The sequence below is a fragment of the Vreelandella sp. 2A-K22 genome (assembly GCF_054065485.1).
Window position 1 is genome coordinate 92701 of sequence record NZ_JBSUGC010000007.1, and the last position, 23588, is coordinate 116288.

Annotated in this window: 16 protein-coding genes; 12 read left to right on the forward strand and 4 right to left on the reverse strand. The window is 56.7% G+C overall.

What is annotated here, in order from left to right; genetic code table 11:
- Window positions 1-212: 212 nt before the first annotated feature.
- From ACW17M_RS11290 to csiR, 3 genes are all read right to left on the reverse strand, one after another.
- A complete protein-coding gene (locus tag ACW17M_RS11290) occupies window positions 213-1427 on the reverse strand; it encodes a CaiB/BaiF CoA transferase family protein (RefSeq protein WP_027957374.1) in 1215 nt (404 codons plus the stop codon).
- A 42-nt stretch (window positions 1428-1469) separates the two neighbouring features.
- Window positions 1470-2648: an acyl-CoA dehydrogenase gene (locus tag ACW17M_RS11295; RefSeq protein ID WP_022520013.1), complete on the reverse strand. Its 1179-nt coding sequence runs from the start codon at window positions 2646-2648 to the stop codon at window positions 1470-1472.
- 136 nt (window positions 2649-2784) lie between these two features.
- Window positions 2785-3504: a DNA-binding transcriptional regulator CsiR gene (gene csiR, locus ACW17M_RS11300; RefSeq protein WP_022520012.1), complete on the reverse strand. Its 720-nt coding sequence runs from the start codon at window positions 3502-3504 to the stop codon at window positions 2785-2787.
- Between the two features lie 361 nt (window positions 3505-3865).
- On the opposite strand from csiR, the gene ACW17M_RS11305 reads away from it, so the two are divergent.
- Genes ACW17M_RS11305 through ACW17M_RS11315 form a run of 3 tightly spaced genes read left to right on the forward strand, consistent with a single transcriptional unit; the run spans window position 3866 to window position 7441 of the window.
- Window positions 3866-4837, forward strand: coding sequence for a TAXI family TRAP transporter solute-binding subunit (locus ACW17M_RS11305; protein WP_027957372.1), 972 nt, complete (start codon window positions 3866-3868; stop codon window positions 4835-4837).
- Between the two features lie 46 nt (window positions 4838-4883).
- Window positions 4884-5390 carry a DUF1850 domain-containing protein gene (locus ACW17M_RS11310; RefSeq protein WP_027957371.1) on the forward strand — a complete coding sequence of 169 codons (507 nt, stop codon included), beginning with the start codon at window positions 4884-4886 and terminating at the stop codon, window positions 5388-5390.
- Window positions 5391-5422: 32 nt separating this feature from the next.
- Window positions 5423-7441 (forward strand): TRAP transporter permease, encoded by a 2019-nt coding sequence (locus tag ACW17M_RS11315; RefSeq protein WP_027957370.1) that lies wholly within the window; start codon window positions 5423-5425, stop codon window positions 7439-7441.
- 118 nt (window positions 7442-7559) lie between these two features.
- On the opposite strand, the gene ACW17M_RS11320 is transcribed toward ACW17M_RS11315, so the two are convergent.
- A complete protein-coding gene (locus ACW17M_RS11320) occupies window positions 7560-10085 on the reverse strand; it encodes a penicillin-binding protein 1A (protein ID WP_027957369.1) in 2526 nt (841 codons plus the stop codon).
- 202 nt (window positions 10086-10287) lie between these two features.
- Between ACW17M_RS11320 and pilM the strand changes: the two genes are divergently transcribed.
- The 9 genes from pilM to ACW17M_RS11365 all read left to right on the forward strand — a co-directional run bounded on the left by pilM (window position 10288) and on the right by ACW17M_RS11365 (window position 23360).
- Window positions 10288-11349, forward strand: coding sequence for a type IV pilus assembly protein PilM (gene pilM / locus ACW17M_RS11325; RefSeq protein ID WP_027957368.1), 1062 nt, complete (start codon window positions 10288-10290; stop codon window positions 11347-11349).
- A 10-nt stretch (window positions 11350-11359) separates the two neighbouring features.
- A complete protein-coding gene (locus ACW17M_RS11330) occupies window positions 11360-11932 on the forward strand; it encodes a PilN domain-containing protein (RefSeq protein ID WP_027957367.1) in 573 nt (190 codons plus the stop codon).
- On the forward strand, window positions 11929-12588 hold the full coding sequence (locus tag ACW17M_RS11335) for a type IV pilus inner membrane component PilO (RefSeq protein ID WP_027957366.1): 660 nt from the start codon (window positions 11929-11931) through the stop codon (window positions 12586-12588). The genes ACW17M_RS11330 and ACW17M_RS11335 overlap by 4 nt, the downstream gene beginning before the upstream one ends.
- Complete coding sequence (locus tag ACW17M_RS11340; protein WP_027957365.1) at window positions 12585-13151, forward strand: pilus assembly protein PilP; 567 nt, start codon at window positions 12585-12587, stop codon at window positions 13149-13151. Before ACW17M_RS11335 ends, ACW17M_RS11340 begins: the two co-directional genes overlap by 4 nt.
- A 13-nt stretch (window positions 13152-13164) precedes the next feature.
- Complete coding sequence (gene pilQ, locus ACW17M_RS11345; RefSeq protein WP_027957364.1) at window positions 13165-15225, forward strand: type IV pilus secretin PilQ; 2061 nt, start codon at window positions 13165-13167, stop codon at window positions 15223-15225.
- A complete protein-coding gene (gene aroK, locus ACW17M_RS11350) occupies window positions 15225-15803 on the forward strand; it encodes a shikimate kinase AroK (protein WP_009286772.1) in 579 nt (192 codons plus the stop codon). The genes pilQ and aroK overlap by 1 nt, the downstream gene beginning before the upstream one ends.
- The gene (gene aroB / locus ACW17M_RS11355) at window positions 15800-16918 is read left to right on the forward strand and encodes a 3-dehydroquinate synthase (protein WP_027957363.1); all 1119 of its coding nucleotides are present in this window, start codon (window positions 15800-15802) and stop codon (window positions 16916-16918) included. The genes aroK and aroB overlap by 4 nt, the downstream gene beginning before the upstream one ends.
- 544 nt (window positions 16919-17462) lie before the next feature.
- The gene (gene gltB / locus ACW17M_RS11360; protein ID WP_457547412.1) at window positions 17463-21905 is read left to right on the forward strand and encodes a glutamate synthase large subunit; all 4443 of its coding nucleotides are present in this window, start codon (window positions 17463-17465) and stop codon (window positions 21903-21905) included.
- Between the two features lie 36 nt (window positions 21906-21941).
- A complete protein-coding gene (locus ACW17M_RS11365) occupies window positions 21942-23360 on the forward strand; it encodes an FAD-dependent oxidoreductase (protein ID WP_457547413.1) in 1419 nt (472 codons plus the stop codon).
- Window positions 23361-23588: the final 228 nt, after the last annotated feature.

Here is a 23588-nt window from a genome sequence, read left to right on the forward strand (position 1 = left end):
ATAGATTAATGCCTATAGCCTATGTTGAAGCATTCAACGCTCTTAACTTTAGGTCTTAATATACGTTTTGTATAGCTTTTGTACAACAATGGGTTGCGAAGCATTAGCCAGATGCCTGCTTCTTGGCTTGCAATATTGGTCGGTTCTTTTGGCTTAAAAAAAGGCGCCAAGTAGGCGCCTATAAGAGGGAAGTGCATAAACCATTAGTGCTATTAAATGATGCCTGCTGCGCGAAGCGCAGTGCGCTGCTCCAAGCTAATACCAAGTTCTTCCAGCACGCTTTCCGTATGTTGGCCTAAGTGGGGCGGCGCCGTAGTGGCGCTCATTTGGGCACCGTTAAAACGGATAGGGTTAGCGACCAGATCCACCTGACCTGCTTGGTCGTGGGGCAGGGTCTGCTTAAGTCCGCGGGCTTTCACATGGGGGTCGTCGAACACCCGATCCAGCGTATTGATCGGCCCGCAGGGAACGCCTACGGCTTCAAAAGCGGCTAGCCATTCATCAGTGCTGCGCTGGGCCAACGCCGTTTCCAGCTGCGGAACGAGCAGAGCACGATTGTTTACCCTGGCTCCATTGGTGGCAAAGCGTGGATCTTCCGCCAAAGCCGGTAGTGACAGCACCGCGCAAAAACGCTTGAACTGCTCGTCGTTGCCGACAGCCATAATCATATGGCCATCCTGGGTGGCAAACGCCTGATAAGGCACGATGTTGGGGTGAGCGTTACCCAATCGCTGGGGCACATTGCCCGAGGTGAGGTAATTCAGTGCCTGATTGGCGAGCACGCCTACCTGCACATCCATTAATGCCATATCGATATGGCAGCCCTCGCCGCTATCACGGCGCTGATAAAGCGCCGCTAAAATTGCATTAGCGGCATATAACCCGGTGAATATATCGGTAAAGGCGACGCCACTTTTTACCGGGCCACCGCCGGGTTCACTGTCGGGCTTGCCAGTTAGGCTCATGATCCCGCCCATGGCTTGGATCATAAAGTCATAACCGGCGCGGTGAGCGTAAGGGCTCTCCTGGCCGAAACCGGTAATCGAACAGTAGATCAACCTAGGGTTGAGCGCCTTTAAGCTGGCGTAATCCAGCCCGTAGCGTTTCAGGCCGCCAACTTTAAAGTTCTCTATCAGCACGTCAGAGTTAGCGACTAGCTGCTTGATCACTGCCTGGCCTTCGGGCTTGGCCATATCGACGGTCAGAGAGCGTTTACCTCGGTTAGCGCACAGGTAGTACGCCGACTCTTCGCTGCCCGCCAGCCAAGGAGGGCCCCAGTGGCGGGTGTCATCGCCGCTACCGGGGCGCTCTACCTTAATCACATCTGCCCCCATATCCGCGAGCATTTGTCCGCACCACGGCCCGGCCAGTACGCGGGAAATATCGAGTACTTTTATACCGGCCAGTGGTTTGGTTAGCTCGTTCATAGAGGCTCCGTTAATAAGTGACAAGTGATCAAGGTGCGGTGATTAAAAGAACGACTGAATGCCTGTCTGGGCGCGACCCAGAATCAGAGCGTGTACATCGTGGGTGCCTTCGTAGGTGTTTACCGACTCCAGATTGACCATATGGCGAATAACACCGTATTCGTCGGAGACGCCGTTACCGCCGTGCATATCGCGAGATTGGCGGGCGATATCCAGCGCTTTGCCGCAGTTGTTGCGCTTGATCAGCGAGACCATTTCCGGTGCCCAGTTGCCGCTATCCATTAGCCGGCCCACCTGCAGGGCTGCCTGCAAGCCAAGGGTGATCTCGGTCTGCATATCGGCGAGCTTTTTCTGGATCAGTTGGTTGGCGGCCAGCGGGCGGCCAAACTGCTTGCGGTCGAGGGTGTATTGGCGCGCTGCGTGCCAGCAGAACTCTGCCGTGCCCATCACACCCCAGGCGATGCCGTAGCGGGCTTTGTTGAGGCAGCCGAAGGGGCCTTTCAGGCCACTGACGTTGGGCAGCAGGTTCTCTTCGGGAACAAAGGCGTTATCCAGCACGATCTCACCGGTAATCGATGCGCGCAAAGAGACTTTGCCTTCGATTTTGGGCGTGGTGAAACCTTCGGTGCCGCGCTCGACAATAAAGCCTTTAATCTGATTGTCGTGAGCCGCTGATTTCGCCCATACCACCGCGATATCGGCAATTGGGCTATTGGTGATCCACATTTTTGCGCCAGTCAAGCGGTAGCCGCCGTCGACTTTTTCCGCGCGGGTAATCATGCCACCCGGATCAGAGCCGTGGTCGGGTTCGGTCAAGCCAAAACAGCCAACCATTTCACCGCTGGCAAGCTTAGGCAGGTACTTGTGCTTCTGCTCTTCAGAGCCATAGGTCTCGATGGGGTACATTACCAACGATGACTGCACACTCATGGCCGAACGGTAGCCGGAGTCTACGCGCTCCACTTCGCGGGCAATCAAACCGTAGGCTACATGGTTAACGCCTGCGCCGCCGTACTCGGGGGAAACGGTGGCGCCCAGCAGGCCAAGCTCACCCATTTCGGTCATGATCTCGCGGTCAAAGCGCTCTTCACGGAAGGCGGTTAGCACGCGGGGCTGAAGGTTTTCCTGGCAGTAGTCGTAGGCCGCATCGCGGATCTGGCGCTCTTCATCGGTGAGCTGTTGTTCCAGAAGTAGCGGGTCGTCCCAGTTGAAATGCGTCATGGCGTAGATTCCTCGGATAGTGGGAAGGAATAGATGCAAAATAGCTTGCAGCCAATGTATCGCCGTTTTTTTAAAATATCTACATTTTTTTAAAACGTAGAACTTTGGTCTGGGACGAAGAGCCAAAGCGAAAAGCTCAGCCGATGCCGCGCTCTTGAAGGACGCGGGTAATGATCGGTACGGGGGTCATCAGGTGATCGCGCATCAGGGTGTCGGCTTCGGCGGTATCGCGCGCCAGAATGACATCGACCAGCGCAGCGTGCTCCTGGCGCTTAAGCTCCAGCGCCTGGGACGACATCACGGTTTCCTGCAACCACAGGTGGCGGTAGCGCTCTACCTGGTCAAACAGGGTGTTGCGCATTTGCAGTAGGTGAGGGGAGTTGCAGCCGCTGGCAATGGCGGTATGGAAGGCTTTGTGGCGCTGATCCCAGATGTCGAGCAGGTCGTTGGGGGTGTTGATGTCGGTGACCTTGGCCAGCCGATGTGCGGTAGCCAGCACCGTGGCTTCCCAATCGTCGTCGCCGCGCTCTATAGCCAAGCGCAGGATCAGCCCTTCAAGCTGAGCCCGGGCGTCGTAAATATCGTTGAGTTCGGCCAGCGACATAGGTGCTACCCGGTAGCCGCGCTGGCTTATCGCGACCACAAGGCGGTCAGAGACTAACTGCGATAGCGCTTCCCGTAGCGGCCCGGTGCTGGCGCCGTACTGCTCTTTGAGCCTGCTCATCAGCAGCTTCTGCTCAGGCGCATAGCGGCCACGAATAATGTCGTGCTTGAGTTGGCGGTAAGCACTAATGGCGAGGTTCTGCCGCGGCGCGCCTTTATCCCGACTATTGTCCTCTTTAAAACCGGGCTCCATAGCAGTGTGGCTCCTATCCTGAATCAATAATAACGGTGGGGTGGGCGAAATTGACGGCCATTATCAATAAATAATAACAATTCGGCATAAAATAAGACATTTATGCGGGATTTCAGGATTTTAATAGCTGGCTATTCGATCCAGCTGCTGGGCGGTTACACCTTCTGAGGCACTCATGGCTGTATGAGGTAAAGGCACTGCTGCGCTGATAACGCCCTATTAGCATCCAACGCATAAGCCGTGCTAACTTCACCTCCACCGCTTCCGGTTCGTCGTGACGGCAGCCAGAAGCTGGGGCTTCAACACCTCCTTTTTATCGTCAACCATACCTATAAGTCCAAGCAGGACGGAGGAAATGCTCATGAAAACTCTACGCTCTCTATACGCCACAGCCGCTGCCGCTTCTATGCTCGCGGTTGCACTTCCAGCAAGCGCTCAACAACTCTCAATCGCGACTGGCGGTACTGGTGGCGTTTACTACCCTATCGGCGGTGGTTTTGCCGAAATGATCAACAACCATATCGAAGGCGCTCAGGCGACTGCTGAAGTGACCGGTGCCTCGGTTGAAAATATGGGCCTGATCATGCGCGGTGACGCGGATCTCGCCCTGGCTCTGGCCGATACGGTCTATCAAGCCTATACCGGCACGGATGATTTTGAAGGTCGCCAGATTGAAAATACTCGCGCACTGGCGTCGGTTTATCCCAACGCGGTACAGCTGGTGACCCTGGCCGAGTCGGATATCGAATCGATTGCTGATCTAGCGGGTAAGCGCGTTTCCGTCGGTGCACCGGGTAGCGGCACCGAGCTGAACGCCCGTGCATTGCTTGAAGCCAATGGCATTAGCTATGAAGACTTCACTCCCCAGCGCCTTAACTTCAACGAAACCGCTGATGCCATTCGCGACGGTGATATCGACGCCGGCTTCTGGAGCGTTGGGCCACCCACCAGCTCGATTCTCAACCTGGCAGCCACCCGCGATATTCGCCTGATTGGCTTGTCTGATGAAGAGGTAGCCAATGCCCAGGAAGAAGAAGCGGTATTTGCTCCCTACCAGCTTGCTGCGGGTATGTACGACGGTATGGACGAAGCCGTTCAGACCATCGGTATCCCCAACGTGCTGGTCGTTAATGCCGATATGGACGAAGAGCTGGCTTATCAACTCACCCAACTGTTGTTTGAAAACACCGATGAGCTGATTGCGGTTCACCCGGCGGCTAACGACACCACCGTTGAGTTCACTATGGAGTCGACCCCCGTGCCGCTGCACCCGGGCGCACTGCGCTATTTCGAAGAAGTCGGTGCTGAAATCCCGGATCGTCTGCGTCCTTAATCGTGTAATGATATTTTCATAATCAGATTGCCATAAGGACATTGCCATGCAGTGGCAGCGACGACTGATGGCGCTACTGATTGCATGTTGTCCGTTCGCCGAAGTGGGGGCTTCCCCCGCTTCGGCGTTTATGCGCCTAGCCGTGGTGACCGAACAAGGCGACACGCTAGTGGATGAAGCGGTGCCGGCTGACGGTCGCTGGTGTATTAAGTGGCAGCACTCCGTTGAACATTTCACGGTGCTGGACTGCTATCGTAATGTAGCGGGCGTCATGCAATTAGAGCGTAGCCATCAACCCGATTTCGCCGCAGGGCTTGGGCATATTTTTGGCCGCGGCGAGCAGGTATCAGACGGTGAGGGCGGTTACTGGATTAATGCCATTAACGAACCTGTAGCCAATAACCGTTATGTGTTGAGGGTAGGTTCACCGGCTGTTAATCATCGTGTGGTGTGGCCTGGCGGTGAGCATGCGCCAGTGAGCCTCAGTGAGCACGCCGCTGGACAACGCGTGACCATTCAGTTGATAGACCCTCACGCATCCCCGCGTGAATAAAAACGACATTAGTTAACGCTTCCGAGGACTTCATGAGCGAATCCAATCAGCCGTCGAGCGTGGTGCCTGGCGGTAATGTGATTCAACCCCGCATGGTGCTGTGGTCGATCACCATTGTGGCGGTGGGTCTTTCCCTGTTTCAGCTCTACTCTGCCGGTATTCAGCCCTTAGGGCTTTTTTATCAGCGCAGTATTCACCTGGCACTGATTATGGTGCTGGCATTTCTAATGTTTCCAGCCTTTGGGCCCACTCGCAAACGTGGTGTATTGGGCTGGGGGCTTGATCTAGTGTTTTTTGCCGGGGCGATTCTCACCGGTGGTTACTTGGTACTCAACCTGGATGAGATTTTTAGCCGTGCGGGTTTTTGGAACAGTACCGATATTCTGGTTGCCTGTATTGCTACGGTGACGGTACTGGAAGCCAGCCGTCGCGCGGTAGGTTTTGGTATGACCGTGATTGGCCTCTTGGCGATTGTGTATGCCTTTGCGGGGCCGCGGGGCGAGCTGCCGTGGCTTGGCGAGTGGATGCCGGGCATTCTTGAGCACCGCGGATACACCATTGATCGAGTTGCCGGTCAACTCTACTTGGGGCAAGAGGGTATTTTCGGCCTGCCGCTAGGCGTTGCGGCGACCTATATCTTTATTTTTGTCCTCTTTGGTGCTTTTTTGGAGTGCACCGGGGCGGGTAAATTCTTTATCGATATGGCCTATGCGGCGACCGGCCGCCAGCGTGGCGGGCCAGCCAAGGCGGCGGTATTGGCGTCGGCGGGCATGGGCTCGATTTCTGGCAGCGCGATTGCCAACGTGGTCACCACCGGTGCTTTTACCATTCCATTGATGAAGCGGCTGGGCTACAAAGCCAAGCAGGCAGGTGGTATCGAAGCGGCGGCCTCGACCGGCGGGCAAATCATGCCGCCGTTAATGGGGGCCGGGGCGTTCCTGATTGCTGAGTACACCAATACGCCGTACCTGGACATCGTCAAGGTCAGTATCCTGCCAGCGATCATGTATTTCGCGACGGTGTACCTGTTTGTGCATATCATCGCTCTCAAGCAGGGCATGCAGGGGCTACCCAAGGATGAACTGCCGCAGATGCGCCAGGTCATGAAGGATGGCTGGCACTTCCTGCTGCCGTTGGCGGTGCTGGTCTGGCTGCTGGCGATGAGTATGTCGCCCATGCGGGTAGGCTACTACGCAGTGATCACCATTTTGGCGGTAGCGGTATTGCGCTATGTGCTGTGGTTCTTCTTTGTGGCGCCCAGGCAGGGCCAGCCAGTGACCGCAACGGCCGTTAAAGACGTGGTACGTACAGGCTTTGCCAAGCTGATCGAGGGCTTGGAACTAGGTGCTCGCAATGCGGTAGCGGTTTCCATGGCCTGTGCAGTCGCCGGGATTATCGTTGGGGTAGTGGGTTTAACCGGCTTGGGACTGAAATTCTCCTCCATGATGCTGGCTTTCTCCGGCGGCAACCTGGTATTGGCGCTGGTGATGGTACTGTTGGCAAGCTTAGTACTGGGGATGGGGCTGCCCGTTACCGCCAGCTATATCGTGCTCATCGTCCTCGTCGGCCCTGCACTGACAGCCGAGTTTGGTGTGCCGCTGCTGGTCGCCCACCTGGTCGTGTTCTGGTACTCCCAGGATTCCAACGTGACGCCTCCCATCGCCTTGGCAGGCTTTGCCGGGGCGGCGATTGCGGGCAGTAAGCCGATGGAAACCAGCTTCCAGGCGTGGAAGTTTGCCAAAGGGCTCTACCTGATCCCACTGTTTATGGTCTTCAACCCTGAGATTATCATTGGTGGCCCGGTGCCGGTGGTGATCTGGAATGGAGTGATTGCCATTCTGGCATTAGGTGCCTTTGCCGCGGCGCTGGAAGGCTATCTGTTTACCAAAATGTCGTGGCTACCGCGCATCGCGATTACCGCCGCGATCTTTGGGGTGTTCTATCCCAATCTGATGACCGAAATTGCTGGTGTCGCGGTCATGATCGTCGCCATTGGCGCTAACTGGTTGGCCAGTAAGCGCGAAGTACCTGCGACCCCCGTTAGTGGTTAAACGTTAGGCGACCCTATATACAGACCCAAAGGTAGCCAGTAACAGAAAAGGCCCGGAGAGATAATCTCCGGGCCTTTTGTTTGGTGTGCTACAGGATTGACTGGTTTAGAAGATCGAGTTAGAAGATCGACTCAGCGGTGCCTGAACCCTCAGAACCACTGGCTTCTTCCAGCTCGCGGCTGATACGGCGCTGCTGGTAATCCGGCAAGTGATCCTTATGGAACAGTTCAGTGATACCTCCAGACTGGCCGTCAGATAAACGTTGGCCTGTCGTTGGGTCTACGCGCGCAGTGACAATCGTCGCGGGGCGCTCGGGCACGGCGTTTGGCGTACCTTCCAGGGCATCCCCCATAAACTCTACCCAAATGGGTAGCGCGGCCTGAGAACCATACTCAGAAATGGTCTCGTTGCTGTCCTTACCGACCCATACCGTAGTGACTAGATCGCTGTTAAAGCCCGCAAACCAGGCGTCACGCTGGCTGTTGGTGGTACCAGTCTTGCCGACGATATCCTCACGGTTAAGGCTCAGTGCGCCGCGGCCAGTGCCCGAGGTGATAACGTCACGTAGCATATCGCGTAGAATGTAGACAGCGGCTGGGTCGGCTACCCGTTTGGCGATCGGGTATTCGCGGCCATCAATTTCCACCGTCTCCTGGTCTTCGGCACAGCTGGGGCAGGCAACCTGCGGCGTGGCTTCATCAATCAGCTCATTGTCGTCGTCACGGGTAACCCGCTCAATAAACCAGGGCGACACCTGGAAACCACCGTTGGCGAGCACCGCGTAAGCGTTGGTCATTTCCATCGGCGTTAAGCTCGCGCTGCCTAGCGCTAATGATAAGCCACGAGGGAGCTGGGCGGGAGAGAAGCCGAAGCCCTCCAAAAAGTTAATCGTGTAATCCAGCCCCATGGTTTGTAGAACGCGAATAGTGACCAGGTTGCGCGAACGGGCAAGGGCTGGACGTAAGCGCATAGGGCCTTGGAAGTCACGGCTGGAGTTGACCGGCCGCCACAATGAGTTACTGCCATCGTCGAGCACCACGGGCGAATCATTAACGACGCTGGCGGCGTTCATCTCTCCATCCTCAAGGGCCGCTAAGTAAATAAACGGCTTGAAGATAGAGCCTGATTGGCGTCGTGCCTGTACAGCACGATTGAACTTGCTGGCGTTAAAGTCGAAACCGCCCTGGAGTGCCAGGATAGCACCCGTTTGAGGGTCTTGAGCGACCAGCGAGCCTTCGGTATCCGGCTGTTGAGAGAGGCGTAGCGAACCGTCTTCATTCTCAATGACGCGCACCATATCACCCCGTACAGCAATCTCCTCAGCCGAGCTGGGTGCAGCTCCGCGGCTCCGCGGGCTCAGGTAAGGGCGTGCCCAGTTCAAACCTTCCCAGCCGATCGTCTGTAGACCATCGTTGCGAGTTAGCACCTGCATTTCGCGGCCGCTACTTTCTACCACGATGGCGGGCTGAAGCAGGCCATAATTGGGCGTGCGCTCAAGCACCTGAACCCAGTTGCTGACGTCGCCCTCGATCCCTTCGACTTCCGTTTGGCTGCGCTGGGCGGCTTGGCGTGCGGTTTGGCGAATTTCGGGAGACTCAGAAAGCTCCTCCTCCAGGCCTTGGGTCGCGGTTTGCTCCTGGGCCTCGACAAGGCTTGCCGCGATCTCACGCTGCTCCGGCCCGCGCCAGCCATGGCGAAGGTCATAGGCCGTCAGGCCGTTGGCCAGCGCTTGGCGGGCAAAGGGCTGCAGCTCGCTATCAATCGTAGTGTAAATACGATAGCCACCGGTGTAAGCGTCATCGCCAAAGCGTTCCACGGCATACTGACGTGCCATTTCGGAGACATAGGCGGCATCGACTTCAGCTTGGGTATAGTGGCGGCGGGCCGTTACAGGATCCTGAACCGCTGTCTGATAGGTGGCATCATCGATGTAGCCGAGTTCGCGCATACGGAACAGAATCCAGTTGCGACGAATCAGCGAACGCTCGGAGTTAGCCAGCGGGTTAAAGGCAGAAGGTGCCTTGGGCAACCCCGCAATCATGGCCGTTTGCGCTAGGCTAAGCTCGGCGAGGGGTTTGTCGTAATAGGTTTCAGCGGCGGCAGCGATACCGTAGGCGCGATTGCCCAGGAAAATCTTGTTCACGTAAAGTTCGAAGATTTCCTCTTTATCGAGTATCTGCTCCATTTGTAGTGCCAGCAGGATTTCACGAATTTTACGCGTAAACGTCTGATCGAGTGTCAGCATATAGTTACGCGCGACCTGCATGGTGATCGTCGAGCCGCCCGATTGGATATCGCCACTCATCGCAAGTTGAACCACCGCCCGCGCCAAGCCCCGCGGGTCGACACCTGCGTGGTCAAAATAGCTGGCATCTTCGGCGGCGATCAAGGCATTGATCATATCCTGCGGAATTTCATCAAAATTGATCGCCATGCGGCGCTCTTCGCCGAACTCGCCAATCAATTTACCGTCTTGGGTGAAAATACGTAGCGGTGTGTGCAGTTCGAAGTCCTGCAGTTGGCGGACGTCGGGCAGCCCTGGGGCAAAGTAAATGGCGGCCCCCACCACGGCTAAGGCAGTGGCGCCCACCAACGAGACGATGAGGAAAAACAGCGACACAATAAGGGTTCGAAGAAACGTCATGTACGAAGAGCACCCTGGGAAGAATGAAAAGATCGGCATCTAAACGGCCGTATCATGCAATTGGCAGCCATTATAGGAACCTGAAGCGGCGGCCACCAGTGTTGATATGCGCTAAGTGGGTTCGCGTGTGACGGAACTAAAAATCATGTAACCTCAAATCACATGTGAAAACGGGCGACAAGCAGGTGGAGCCAGACCCAATATGCGCTTTCTAAAACCTGGTAAAGGGTTGATTGGCGTCGATATTACCTCGGCGACCGTCAAACTGCTTGAGCTAAAACAATGCCACGATAATTACCAGGTAGAAAGCTATGCCGTGCGGCCACTTCGCGAAGGGGCGGTTGTGGAGCGTCGAATTCGCGATATCGATGACGTTGCCAGTGTGCTTAGCCGTGCCGTGGAGCACGCTAAACCCTCTACCCGTAAAGCCGCAGTGGCTGTTCCCGCTAGCGCCGCGATTACCAAAACGCTGAGCTTCCCTATCGGGCTAAGCGATGAGGAGATCGAAGAGCGCATCGTGGCCGAATCCGACCGCCATATTCCATTTCCGTTCAATGAAGTGGCATTTGATTTTGAGTGCCTTGGCCCCGCACCCTTTGACGATGAGCACCAGCAGGTAGTGTTGGTCGCCTGTCGGCAGCAGGATGTGACGCAGCTAACCGACACGCTAGAACAGGCAGGTTTAGAGCCCGCGGCAGTGGACGTGGAGACCTTCGCCATGGAGCGTTCACTTGCCGAGCTGCGGCGCCAGCTTAAGGTGGAGAGTGACCCTACCGCCTGTGTTGGTCTGGTGGACATTGGTGCCAATATGAATGCTTTCCACGTCGTCCGCGGTGGGCATATCGTTTATACCCGCGATACGGTGTTTGGTGGTCGTCAGCTCACCGATGCGATTCGCGACCGCTACGGTTTAAGCATGGAGGAAGCGGGTTTCGCCAAAGAGCGCGGCGGGCTACCCGATGATTACCATGAGCGTGTGCTCAACCCTTTTTTGGAAACCGTGGTGCAGCAGGTGGGGCGTTCCCTGCAGCTCTATTACACCGCCGGGCGTCAGCAAGAAGTGCAACACATCGTATTAGCGGGCGGTTCGAGTGTGATTCCAGGGCTTGCCGAGCGCATTGCTGAAGATAGCGGTATGTCGGTGACCATTGCCAACCCCTTCCAGAGCATGCGGGTGAACAAGCGCTTGAACCTTCAGGCGTTGACTAGCGATGCCCCAGCGATGCTTACCGCGGGTGGCTTGGCCATGAGGGTAAGTCAATGAGAGTTAACCAATGAGCATGACGATTAATCTTCTGCCCTGGCGGGAAGCGCAGCGTGAACGGCGAACCCGCAAATTCTACGTCGTGGTGGCGGGCATGCTGGTGGTGGGTGTAGTACTGGGCCTGCTGGTCGCGCATTTTTACCAGCTCAAGCTAGCAGCCCAGCAGCAACGTAATGCTTACATTAGTAACCACATTGAGCGTCTTAATGCCGATATCGAGAGCGTCTCACGCTACTCCAGCGAAGCCGAGCGTTTAGGCGAGCAGATCGCGGTGTTTCAGGCGCTGCAGACCGAACGAATGGATGCTGTGCAGCTGTTTAATGATGTGGCAGAGAGCGTGGCCAATGGCGTCATTTATCAACGCTTATCAAAGAGCGGTAATAACGTCAGTGTTACTGCGGTGGCAGGCAGTGATCGCCAGGTTTCCGAGCAACTGCGCCGCATTGCCGCTCTACCGGGGTTAGCTGTGCCCTCGCTATTGGCGGTAGAGAGTGAGCAAAACGGTTCAGGACGGGTATTTCGTTTTGATGTGGAACAGGCCACCGCAGCGCTGTCGCAAGGTGCTGAGGAGGCGCTTCCATGACGCTTAACCGCGAGCAGTGGGCTATTGAGTGGCAGCGCCTGTGGGATGTCGACTGGCGGGATCTAGACGTTAAAGAGGCCGGCGGCTGGCCGTGGCTATTAAAAGTGCTGTGCTGCTGCTTGGCGCTGCTGGCAGCATTGAGCGTCATGCTGTGGCTAGTGGTGAGTGAACAGCGCGAGGCCTTGATGGTCGCCCAGCGCCAAGAAGCCAGGCTGCTGAGCGAATACCGCAGCAAAGCCTCGCAAGCGGCCTTCCTGCCGGAAATGCGCGATCAGTTGGCGACCCTGGAAGGGCAGGTGGGGCGCTTGCGTACCATGCTCCCTACCGATGCAGAAATCCCCTCGCTGCTGGATAGCATTAGCGATGCCGCCGCCGATAACCGCCTGACCATTGAAACGATTCGGCTGCGCCCAGCGCAAGCCCAGGCCCATTATGTCGAGCAGCCGCTGGATATACAGGTGCGTGGCGGCTATCACCAGTTAGCGCGCTTTAGTGCCGATATCGCCTCGCTACCCCGCATGGTGACCCAGCACGATTTTAACCTGGAACCCGCCGATGGCCGTGGCGAAGCGCTGCGTCTTTCGCTCTTGGCCCGCACCTACCGCTATGTGGAGGAGAGCGACCAAACCTCCACAGAGGGGGCGCAGGCGCCATGAGAGCTGAACAACTGCTTTTTGTAGCAACAAGAAGGGCAACCTCGGCCGTCACCTTGACGGTCTCCGCGGTGGTGCTCACCGGCTGTGCAGACGCCGACTTGGCTCAGCTTGAAGGCACGCTGGCCGATATTCGTCAGTCCCCTGGCGGGCAACCGCCGGTTATGGCTGTCGCGCTGCCCGAAAACCAAGATTTATCCTACTTGTATAGCGACGGGCGTAGCCCTTTTTTGCCTCCCGACGAGATTGCTCAGGATAGCGCTGATCGAGGCGAAGCTGCGCTCGCTCCTGACCAGCAGCGCACGCCAGAGCCGCTGGAGCGCTTCTCACTGCAAGAGCTGCGTTTGGTCGGTACCATGCGTATGGGAGAGCGACAAGTGGCGTTGATTGCATCGCCGGATGGCAACGTGACCAGCGTTAAAGAGGGTAACTATATGGGCACCGACTATGGGCGTATCGCTCAGATCAACGCCCAAGAAATACGCGTTACCGAACGGGTGTTCACTCAGTCTGAAGGGTGGCAGGAGCGGCAAGTGTCACTAGTCATCAACGAAAACAGCGAGTAAGCGGATACAGCTCATGGCAGTTACAGCTTGGCGAATCACTCTCTACATGGCCATGGCCGCACTATGCTTACTGTTGCCCTCATTGGCAGCTGCCTCGGTGCTGACCGGTATTGAGGTTCAACCCGCTAAGAACGGTGGAACCCATCTTGACCTGCGTTTTACCGGTGATATGCCTGAACTACGCAGCTACCGCTTAGACTCTCCTCCCCGAGTGACGCTAGATTTGGCAGCAACCCAAAGTGGTCTCACTGATCGGCGCATCAACGTTAATCGTAACGGTATCGAACAGATTACCGCGCTGGAGGGCAATGGCCGCACGCGTTTGGTGGTCAATCTGAGCGAGTCGCAGGCGTTCACATCACGGGTAATGGATGATCGCCTACGCATTACCTTTGCTTCAGGTGCCAGCCGCTTGCCTAGCCCTTCGCCCAGCATCGCTTCAGCGGGGCTTGAAACCGATGAAGGGCCGCAGGTTGAGAATATTGACTTTCGTCGCGGCACCGATGGTGCCGGACGGTTGATAGTCACCTTTGATCGCGAAGGCGTCGAGGCGAACGTGCGGGAAGGCGGTCCTGATCAAGTGATGGTGGATCTGCGCGATGTGGCGATGCCAGACTCGCTTAACCAAATCTACGATGTCACCGATTTCGCCACTCCCATAACACGGATTACGCCCCGCACCAGCCAGGACGCCACCCAGTTAGCGATCGCCACGCAGGGCGCTTATGCGATGATCTCCACGCAAAATGGCCGCACGCTGACTGTGGAAGTCCAGCCCGCCAGTCAGAAGGAGCAACTCTCCCAGACGACAGGTGAACGCTTCACCGGCGAACGGTTGAGTCTTAATTTTCAGGATATAGAAGTACGCTCGGTGCTAGCGAAACTGGCCGAATTTACCGGGCTAAATTTAGTCGCCAGCGATAGCGTATCGGGGCGTGTAACGCTCAATTTAAATGATGTGCCCTGGGATCAGGCGCTCGAACTGATTCTGCAAAGTAAGAGGCTATCGAGCCGTGAGCAGGGCAATGTGATCGTGGTAGCGCCCGCTAGTGAATTGGCCGATTTGGAACGCCAGGAACTAGAGGCGCGCAATCAGCGTGAAACGCTCTCGCCGTTGGTCACCGAGTTTATCGAGATCAAGTATGCACGGGCCAAAGATTTAGCTCAGTTGCTACGCGGAGGTGGCGATGACGGCTTTGGTTTGCTCACCGAGCGGGGGCGCGTCAGCATTGATAACCGCACCAATACGCTGCTGGTGCAAGATACCGCTGATCAAGTGCGCGATATCGCCCGCACCATTGACCGCCTGGATGTGGCTGTTCGGCAGGTACAGATTGAGGCACGCATTGTCATTGCAAGGGACACTGCTTCCCGTGAACTGGGAGTTAACTGGGGTATGTCGAGTACCCGCGGCTTTCAGGAGGCGGAAGACGGCACCTTCAGCCGACGCGATATCAACCCCGATGGCATCAACCGGGCACAGGGCGGCCTGGCTGTGGATTTAGGTGCTGCCACTGGGCCGGGCACCGGTTTTAGCTTTGGCTACTTATCTGGTGATATCCTGTTGGATTTGGAGCTGCGCGCACTGGAAAGCGAAGGGAAAAGCCAGACTATTTCTCAGCCCAGAATTATTACCGCCAATCAACGTACCGCCAAAATTAGCCAGGGTGAAGAGCGTGCCTTCCAGAGTGTGGATGGCAACGACAATCCGGATACCGAATTCAAAGAAGCCGAGCTTTCATTGGAAGTCACCCCGCAGATTACCCCGGATAACCGCATTATTATGGATCTGGTGATTAAAAATGACAGTTTTCGTGAATCGGAGTTTGGCGGTGAACCGCCGATTGATACCAACCAGATTGAGACCCAAGTGCTGGTAGATAACGGCCAAACGGTGGTGTTAGGCGGAATTTTGACCACCGAAGAGCTGCGCCAAATCGCCAAAACACCGCTTTTGGGTGATATTCCTTTGCTCGGTAGACTGTTTCGCTATACCGAAGAGAGCAATGAAAAGGTAGAGTTGTTAGTCTTTATTACTCCACGACTCCTAGACGATGGCTTAACGGTTCGCTGATGCAGGATTTACCCAATTTATTTCTCATAGGCCCCATGGGGGCTGGCAAAAGCACCATTGGTCGCCTATTGGCGGCCGAGCTTGCGCGCCCGTTTTACGACAGTGACCACGCCATCCAAGACCGCTGCGGGGCAGATATCCCGTGGATTTTTGATGTCGAGGGCGAGCAGGGCTTTCGCCTGCGGGAAATTCATATGATTGATGAGCTAACCCGGCTCTCTCCAGTCGTCGTCGCCACTGGCGGCGGCGCGGTGCTGCGCGAAGAGAATCGCCGCGCACTTCGCGAGCGTGGCACGGTGGTTTATCTGCTGACCACCGTCGACCAGCAGCTCAAACGGACAGCGAAAGATCGCAACCGGCCACTGCTGCAGTGCGCCAACCGCGAGCAGGTGCTCAACGATATGTTTGCCCAGCGCGACCCGCTCTATCGCGCCACCTCGGATATTGCCGTGCGCACCGACCGGCGCAGCCCGCGAGCGGTGGTCAATGAAATTCTGCGCCGGGTGCATCGGCTGGTGGATCCACTCGAGCCCTCATCATCGTCGGCTAAAACGCTTAACCATAAGGTATCACCATGAACTCGACAGCCAGCGCGCAACGCACCCTTCATGTTGCTTTAGACGAGCGCAGCTATCCGATTCATATTGGCACCGAGCTGATAGGGCGTGCCGATATGCTAACGCCCTATCTGGCCGGCCAGCAGGTGATGGTCGTCACTAACGAGACTATCGCGCCGCTCTATCTGGACACGCTTTGCGCTAGCCTGCCGGATCATCTGGAAGTGCGCACGGTCATACTCCCCGATGGCGAGCAATACAAAACCATCGAACAGGTCAGCCGTATTTGGGATGCGCTGCTAGAGGCTGGTTTTAACCGCCGCTGCACGCTAATTGCTTTAGGCGGTGGAGTGATCGGCGATATGGTCGGCTACGCCGCCGCTTCCTATCAGCGAGGTGTAGCGTTTATCCAAGTGCCCACCACGCTGCTTTCCCAGGTGGATTCGTCGGTGGGGGGCAAGACCGGCGTTAACCATCCGCTGGGGAAAAACATGATTGGCGCCTTCTGGCAGCCCAAAGCGGTGCTGGTGGATATTGATACGCTCAAGAGTCTGCCCCGTCGCGAACTCTCCGCCGGGCTGGCCGAGGTTATCAAGTACGGCCTGATCCGCGACGAAGCGTTTTTAAGCTGGCTGGAAGCCAACATGCCCGCACTACTTGATGTGGAGCCTGAGGTCGTCGCAGACGCCATTGCACGAAGTTGCCAAATCAAAGCAGACATTGTTGCCGAAGATGAGACGGAACAGGGCGTCCGCGCGCTGCTCAACCTGGGCCACACCTTTGGTCATGCCATTGAGGCGCATCAGGGCTACGGCAACTGGCTACACGGCGAAGCCGTGGGCGCTGGCATGGCCATGGCGGCAACGCTTTCCCGACGCTTGGGCTGGCTCACCGATGCGGCGCTAGCACGCAGCCTGGCGGTGATCGAGAGCGCCGAGCTACCGTTGGCGGCACCGGCGAATATGACCAGCGATGACTTTTTAACCCGCATGCGGCTGGATAAGAAAAATATCGATACGCGGCTGCGCTTGGTGCTGCTTAACGCCCTGGGCGATGCTTGTGTTAGCGATGCCACGCCCGTTGATGTCCTTCGCACGCTGCTCGATGATTACCCGCGCTGCCCAGTGGAAAAGTAATCCTTTCACCAGCTAGTCATTTTCAAAACTTATTCATTCCAAAAACTGGTCATTTCAAAACCTGGCCAGCTATATCCTACCCGCCCAATGGATCGCTCCTTACGTAGAGTGGTTTTCATTGGGCGGTTTTTTATTCGCTTGGCTGCATCATGAGCCCATTTGTCGAACGCTGTTTTATATAATCCGTATGCCTTATGCGCTATCGGCATGGGTTTGTGGGCGCTATTTAGACTAAAGTTTAATGGAAAATAAAAAGCGTTAAAATAGCGTTTTACCTTGTTACAAGTGGTTGAAGTATATGTATTTTTTCCTTGAATGAGGATGCAAATACAGGATTTGAAAAGAGTTTCTCTAACGATGTGGGCGCCAAGAGATTGCGCAAAGTGGCTAGCAATCGCTATGCTGACCGGCCATTTTGTTGCGGCAGCGAACTTGGGAAGTACCCCATTCTGGGCAGGTTATAAGCACTATAAAAAAAGCGAAACCGTCCTTTATACCATAAGCACGCTGCTAAAAAAATACGCTGACTAGTAGAGGCACGCCCATGAATAGAGGTCTTCACCAGCCTGGCGAGTTTCGCGATAACTGTGGTTTTGGCCTGATTGCCCATATGGAAGGCCAGGCTAGCCACGATTTGCTGAAAACTGCCATTGAATCCCTGACCTGCATGACCCACCGGGGCGGCATTGCTGCCGACGGCAAAACCGGCGACGGCTGTGGTTTGCTGTTGAAAATGCCCACCCCGTTTATGCAGGCGCTGGCCAAAGAGGCATTCGATGCCGAGCTGGGCGAACGCTTTGCTGTGGGTGTGGTGTTTCTACCCAACGATGATGCCCGTGAAGCGCGTGCTCGCGACACTCTGACGGGTGAGCTGGAAGCGCGTGGTCTTAACGTGTTGGGCTGGCGCGATGTGCCCACTGATTCCAGCGTTTGTGGCCCCATGGCGCTGGACTGCCTGCCACGTATTCGTCAGCTGTTTGTGCAGCCAGGCCAGGGTGAACACTTCGATGTTGACCTGTTTATGGCCCGCCGCCGTGCCGAGCAGGCGTTACGCGGTGAAGAGGACTTCTACGTCGCCTCGCTCTCGTCAGAAGTGGTCTCCTATAAAGGCTTGGTGATGCCGGAAGACCTACCGGCGTTTTATCAGGACTTGAATGACCCGCGTCTGGAAACCGCCATTTGCGTTTTCCACCAGCGCTTCTCGACCAATACCGCGCCGCGCTGGCCGTTGGCACAGCCGTTCCGTCTATTGGCCCATAACGGCGAGATCAACACCATTGAGGCCAACCGCGGCTGGGCGAACTCGCGTAAAGCCAATTTCGTTAACGAGCGTCTGCCGGATATCACCGAGCTGGACGAGATCGTTAACACCACCGGCTCCGACTCCTCCAGTATGGACAACATGCTGGAAGTGTTGCTGACCGGCGGTATGGAGCTGCATCGCGCGGTACGTATGATGGTGCCGCCCGCCTGGCAGAACGTAGAGACCATGGACGCCGAGCTGCGCGCCTTCTACGAATACAACTCCATGCACATGGAGCCGTGGGACGGCCCGGCGGGCGTAGTGATGACCGACGGCCGCCAAGCGGTATGTATGCTTGACCGTAACGGCCTGCGTCCGGCGCGCTGGGTAATGACCAAGAATGGCTACATTACCCTGGCCTCTGAAATCGGCACCTACGACTATAAGCCGGAAGACGTGGTCGCTAAAGGCCGCGTTGGCCCTGGTCAAATGCTCGCCGTGGATACCGAAACCGGCGAAGTGCTGCATACCACCGATATCGATGAGCGGCTGAAATCCGCCTACCCCTATAAGCGTTGGCTTAAGCAGGAGGCGAACTATTTAGAGTCGGCACTGACCGAGCTTGCGCGTTTCCAAACCATGGATGCCGATTCGCTCAACGTTCAGCAGAAGTTGTTCCAGGTTAGCTTCGAAGAGCGTGACCAGGTGCTGCGCCCGCTGGCAGAGAGTGGCCAGGAAGCCGTTGGCTCCATGGGCGATGATACGCCCATGGCGGTGCTGTCGAGTCGTCCGCGCCTGCTGACTGACTTCTTCCGTCAGAAGTTTGCCCAGGTTACCAACCCGCCCATCGACCCGCTGCGTGAAGCGATCGTGATGTCGCTGGAAACCTGCTGTGGCGCTGAGCTTAACGTCTTTAAAGCGACGCCTGAGCACGCGCATCGCTTGATTTTGACCACACCGGTACTGTCCCCACGCAAGTTTACCGCCCTGGTTAGCCAGGACGATCCAGCGTTTGCCAGTTATACACTGTCGTTGGGTTACGACCCCGAACAGCAGAGCTTGCATCAAGCGCTTAAAGCTTTATGTGAGGAGGCAGAAGCTCAAGTCCGCGCCGGGAAAGTCATTCTGGTACTCACCGATGCGGAGCTGACGAAAGGGCTGATTCCCATTCAGGCCGCCCTGGCCGTGGGTGCCGTGCACTCTCACTTAGGCCGGTTGGCGCTGCGCCCCAACGCCAACATCGTGGTGGAAACCGGTTATGCCCGTGATGCACACCAAATGGCGGTGCTGTTTGGCGTGGGCGCTACGGCGGTTTATCCGTGGCTCGCTTATCAGGTCATGGCGGATATGCACCGCACGGGCGAGCTGACCGGCAACCCGGCTGACGGTCGTGAGAACTACCGTAAAGGGCTGCAGAAAGGCCTGTTCAAGATCCTGTCTAAAATGGGTATCTCGACGCTGGCTTCCTACCGCGGCTCGATGCTGTTTGAAGCCGTGGGCTTGGCAGATGAAGTAATGGATCTCTGCTTTGTCGGTATGGCGTCGCGCATTCAGGGCGCCGGTTTTGCCGAGCTTCAGATGCAGCAAGCGCTGCTGGCGAAAGATGCCTGGATTCCCCGTAAAGGAATCTCCCAAGGCGGCATGTTCAAGTATGTCCACGGCCACGAATATCACGCCTACAATCCCGATGTGGTGATGTCACTACAGGCGGCGGTTCAGGAAGGCAGCTATACCAAGTGGAAAAAGTTTGCTCAATTGGTGAACGAGCGGCCTGTGGCCACTATTCGTGACTTGCTCAAGCTCAAGCCTGCGGAAGCACCGATTGCGCTGGAAGACGTAGAGCCGGTTGAAGATTTACTGCCGCGCTTTGATAGCGCCGGTATGTCACTGGGTGCGCTATCGCCGGAAGCCCACGAAGCGCTGGCCCAGGCCATGAACGAAGCCGGCGGGCGTTCCAACTCCGGTGAGGGCGGTGAAGACCCGGCCCGCTACGGCACCATTCGCAGCTCCAAGATCAAGCAAATTGCCTCTGGCCGCTTTGGTGTAACTCCGGCGTATCTGGTCAATGCAGAAGTACTGCAGATCAAAGTCGCTCAAGGCGCCAAGCCCGGAGAGGGTGGTCAGCTACCCGGCGGTAAGGTAAACCAACTGATTGCTCGGCTGCGCTACGCAGTCCCCGGCGTCACGCTGATTTCGCCGCCGCCGCACCACGATATTTACTCTATCGAGGATTTGGCCCAGCTGATTTTTGACCTCAAGCAGGTCAATCCTGAGGCTCAGGTGTCGGTGAAACTGGTTTCCGAGCCGGGGATCGGCACGATCGCCACCGGTGTGGCCAAGGCCTACGCGGATTTGATTACCGTATCAGGCTACGATGGCGGTACAGCGGCAAGCCCGCTGACCTCGATCAAACACGCCGGTTCACCCTGGGAGCTGGGGCTGCCGGAAGTGCACCAGGCGCTGCGTATCAACGGACTGCGCGACAAGATTCGCCTGCAGACCGATGGCGGCCTGAAAACCGGCCTGGATGTGGTGAAAGCGGCGATTCTGGGCGCCGAGAGCTTCGGTTTCGGCACCGCGCCCATGGTGGCGTTGGGCTGTAAATATCTGCGTATCTGTCACCTCAACAACTGTGCCACTGGGGTCGCAACTCAGGATGACTTCCTGCGCGGCGAGCACTTCCGCGGCACCGTGGATATGGTCAAGAACTACTTCCGCTTTATCGCCGAAGAAGTACGTGAGCTGATGGCTATGCTCGGTGTGTGCAAGCTCACTGATTTGATCGGGCGTACCGACCTTCTGGAAGTGCTTGAGGGTGATACGGCTTCCCAGCGTAAGCTCGATCTAACGCCGCTGCTGGCCAATGATTTTGTACCCAAAGATGCGCCGCAGTTCTGCAGGGTTAGCCGTAACGTGCCCCACGATCCGGGCGCTAAAAACCAGGAAGTGCTGGCGGCGCTGAAAGATGCTATCGAAAGCCAGTCGGGCGGTGAATTCCACTTCACCATCACCAACTGTGACCGCAGCGTGGGCGCACTCACCTCTGGTGCCATTGCCAAACGCTATGGTGAAGAGGGGCTAGAAGCGGCGCCGGTCACGGCCAATTTCGTTGGCGTGGCGGGGCAGAGCTTCGGGGTGTGGAATGCTCGGGGGCTGAATCTCTTCCTGGAAGGCGACGCCAACGACTACGTCGGCAAGGGTATGAATGGCGGCAGTATCGTGATTGTGCCGCCCAAAGTCAGCCAGTTTGAGAGTCATAAAACGGCCATTATCGGCAACACCTGCCTTTACGGTGCCACCGGCGGAACGCTATTCGCCGCCGGTACCGCGGGCGAGCGCTTTGCAGTGCGTAACTCTGGTGCCTCAGCGGTGATCGAGGGCGCAGGCGACCACTGCTGCGAATATATGACCGGCGGTTTGGTCTGCGTGCTGGGTGAGACCGGGGTCAACTTCGGTGCGGGCATGACCGGTGGGTTTGCCTATGTGTTGGATGAAGAGCGCACCTTCGTGGACAAGTACAACCACGAACTGGTCGAGATTCACCGCGTTAACACAGAGGCCATGGAGGCGTATCGTCGTCACCTGCGTGAAATGATCGAAGCCTATGTGGCCGCGACGGGTTCCGCGCGTGGGGCGGCTATTTTGGAAGACTTCAGCGACTATGCGCGCCACTTCTGGCTGGTTAAGCCAAAAGCGGCCAGCTTGGGTAGTTTGCTGGATCAGTCTCGGCGTCAGCCGCAATAACCCGCTTATGCCCCTCACGCTGACAGGAGAGAGATCATGGCTAACCGTTTAAATAACGATTTTCAGTTTGTCGATGTGGGTCGTAAAGACCCAGAAAAGAAAGACGCCCGCGCCCGTGCCAAAGAGTTTGCGGAAATTTACGAACCGTACAAACCCACCGATGCGGCCAGTCAAGCGCATCGCTGCCTGCACTGCGGTAACCCGTACTGCGAGTGGAAGTGCCCGGTGCACAACTACATTCCCAACTGGCTACAGCTGGTGGTGGAAGGCAACATCATTGAAGCCGCTGAGCTGTCGCACAAAACCAACTCGCTGCCTGAAGTGTGTGGTCGCGTGTGCCCGCAGGATCGCTTGTGTGAAGGCGACTGCACGCTAAATGACGGCTTTGGTGCGGTGACCATTGGTTCGGTAGAGAAGTACATCACCGATACGGCGTTTGCCATGGGCTGGCGCCCGGATATGTCCCACGTCACCTGGACGGATAAAAAAGTCGCCATCATTGGCGCGGGCCCTGCGGGCCTGGGCTGTGCGGATATTTTGGCCCGTAACGGCGTTAAGCCGGTGGTGTTCGACAAGTATCCGGAAATCGGTGGCCTGCTGACCTTTGGTATTCCCGAGTTCAAGTTGGAAAAGAGCGTGATGGAGCGCCGTCGAGCGGTCTTTGAGGAGATGGGCGTCGAGTTCCGCCTGAATACCGAGATTGGCACCGATATCGAGTTTGAGACCTTGATGCAGGAGTACGACGCGGTTTTCCTGGGTATGGGGACTTATAAATACATGGAAGGCGGCTTCCCTGGCGAAGATCTGCCGGGCGTGTACAAGGCCCTCGATTTCCTGATTGCCAACGTCAACCGCTGCCTGGGCTTTGAAAAAGATCCCAACGACTATATCTCTATGGAAGGCAAGCGTGTGGTAGTGCTGGGCGGCGGTGATACGGCGATGGACTGTAACCGTACCTCGATTCGTCAAAACGCTACCAGCGTGACCTGTGCGTACCGTCGTGACGAAGGCAACATGCCGGGGTCGCGCCGTGAAGTCTCCAATGCTCGTGAAGAGGGCGTTGAGTTTTTGTTCAACCGTCAGCCGGTGGCGGTCGTCGGTGAAGAGAAAGTCGAAGGCGTGAAAGTTGTGCGCACACGCTTGGGTGAGCCGGATGAAAACGGCCGTCAGCGCCCTGAAGTGGTGCCCGGTTCTGAAGAGATCATTGCGGCGGATGCCGTGGTTATCGCCTTCGGCTTCCAGGCAAGCCCTGCGCCGTGGTTCGATAGCGCCAATATTCAGGTCGATGAGCGCGATCGCGTCACCGCGCCGGAGCACGGCCAGTACGCCTTCCAAACCAGCAACGAAAAAATCTTTGCCGGTGGCGATATGGTGCGCGGTTCTGATTTGGTGGTCACGGCGATTTACGAAGGTCGCCAGGCTGCAGAAGGTATTCTGGATTACCTGGGCGTGTAATTCGCCTTTACCCCGGGTGAGTGGGGCCGAATTGGCCCCGCGACTACCCCGGCATCAGGCCAACGCGAGGGCGCTGTGAACCCATCCCTGGGCGCTACTTTTGTCATCCATGACAAAAGACCCTCGCTTAGGCCTGATCCCGGCGTCGCTATGTGCATCGATCCATTGACTATCTTCGGCAGTTCAAATTGAGCCTTAAGCCGTAATCTGCTAGTCTGTCGACCCATC

What these genes read in the sequence shown, in the direction of transcription:
- pilQ (WP_027957364.1), top strand. Translation starts at nt 13,165, where the DNA reads ATGGCAGTTACAGCTTGGCGAATCACTCTCTACATGGCCATGGCCGCA.
- pilM (WP_027957368.1), top strand. Translation starts at nt 10,288, where the DNA reads ATGCGCTTTCTAAAACCTGGTAAAGGGTTGATTGGCGTCGATATTACC.
- ACW17M_RS11365 (WP_457547413.1), top strand. Translation starts at nt 21,942, where the DNA reads ATGGCTAACCGTTTAAATAACGATTTTCAGTTTGTCGATGTGGGTCGT.
- csiR (WP_022520012.1), bottom strand. Translation starts at nt 3,504, where the DNA reads ATGGAGCCCGGTTTTAAAGAGGACAATAGTCGGGATAAAGGCGCGCCG.
- ACW17M_RS11335 (WP_027957366.1), top strand. Translation starts at nt 11,929, where the DNA reads ATGACGCTTAACCGCGAGCAGTGGGCTATTGAGTGGCAGCGCCTGTGG.
- ACW17M_RS11330 (WP_027957367.1), top strand. Translation starts at nt 11,360, where the DNA reads ATGAGCATGACGATTAATCTTCTGCCCTGGCGGGAAGCGCAGCGTGAA.
- ACW17M_RS11315 (WP_027957370.1), top strand. Translation starts at nt 5,423, where the DNA reads ATGAGCGAATCCAATCAGCCGTCGAGCGTGGTGCCTGGCGGTAATGTG.
- ACW17M_RS11290 (WP_027957374.1), bottom strand. Translation starts at nt 1,427, where the DNA reads ATGAACGAGCTAACCAAACCACTGGCCGGTATAAAAGTACTCGATATT.
- ACW17M_RS11295 (WP_022520013.1), bottom strand. Translation starts at nt 2,648, where the DNA reads ATGACGCATTTCAACTGGGACGACCCGCTACTTCTGGAACAACAGCTC.
- ACW17M_RS11310 (WP_027957371.1), top strand. Translation starts at nt 4,884, where the DNA reads ATGCAGTGGCAGCGACGACTGATGGCGCTACTGATTGCATGTTGTCCG.
- aroK (WP_009286772.1), top strand. Translation starts at nt 15,225, where the DNA reads ATGCAGGATTTACCCAATTTATTTCTCATAGGCCCCATGGGGGCTGGC.
- ACW17M_RS11320 (WP_027957369.1), bottom strand. Translation starts at nt 10,085, where the DNA reads ATGACGTTTCTTCGAACCCTTATTGTGTCGCTGTTTTTCCTCATCGTC.
- aroB (WP_027957363.1), top strand. Translation starts at nt 15,800, where the DNA reads ATGAACTCGACAGCCAGCGCGCAACGCACCCTTCATGTTGCTTTAGAC.
- ACW17M_RS11305 (WP_027957372.1), top strand. Translation starts at nt 3,866, where the DNA reads ATGAAAACTCTACGCTCTCTATACGCCACAGCCGCTGCCGCTTCTATG.
- gltB (WP_457547412.1), top strand. Translation starts at nt 17,463, where the DNA reads ATGAATAGAGGTCTTCACCAGCCTGGCGAGTTTCGCGATAACTGTGGT.
- ACW17M_RS11340 (WP_027957365.1), top strand. Translation starts at nt 12,585, where the DNA reads ATGAGAGCTGAACAACTGCTTTTTGTAGCAACAAGAAGGGCAACCTCG.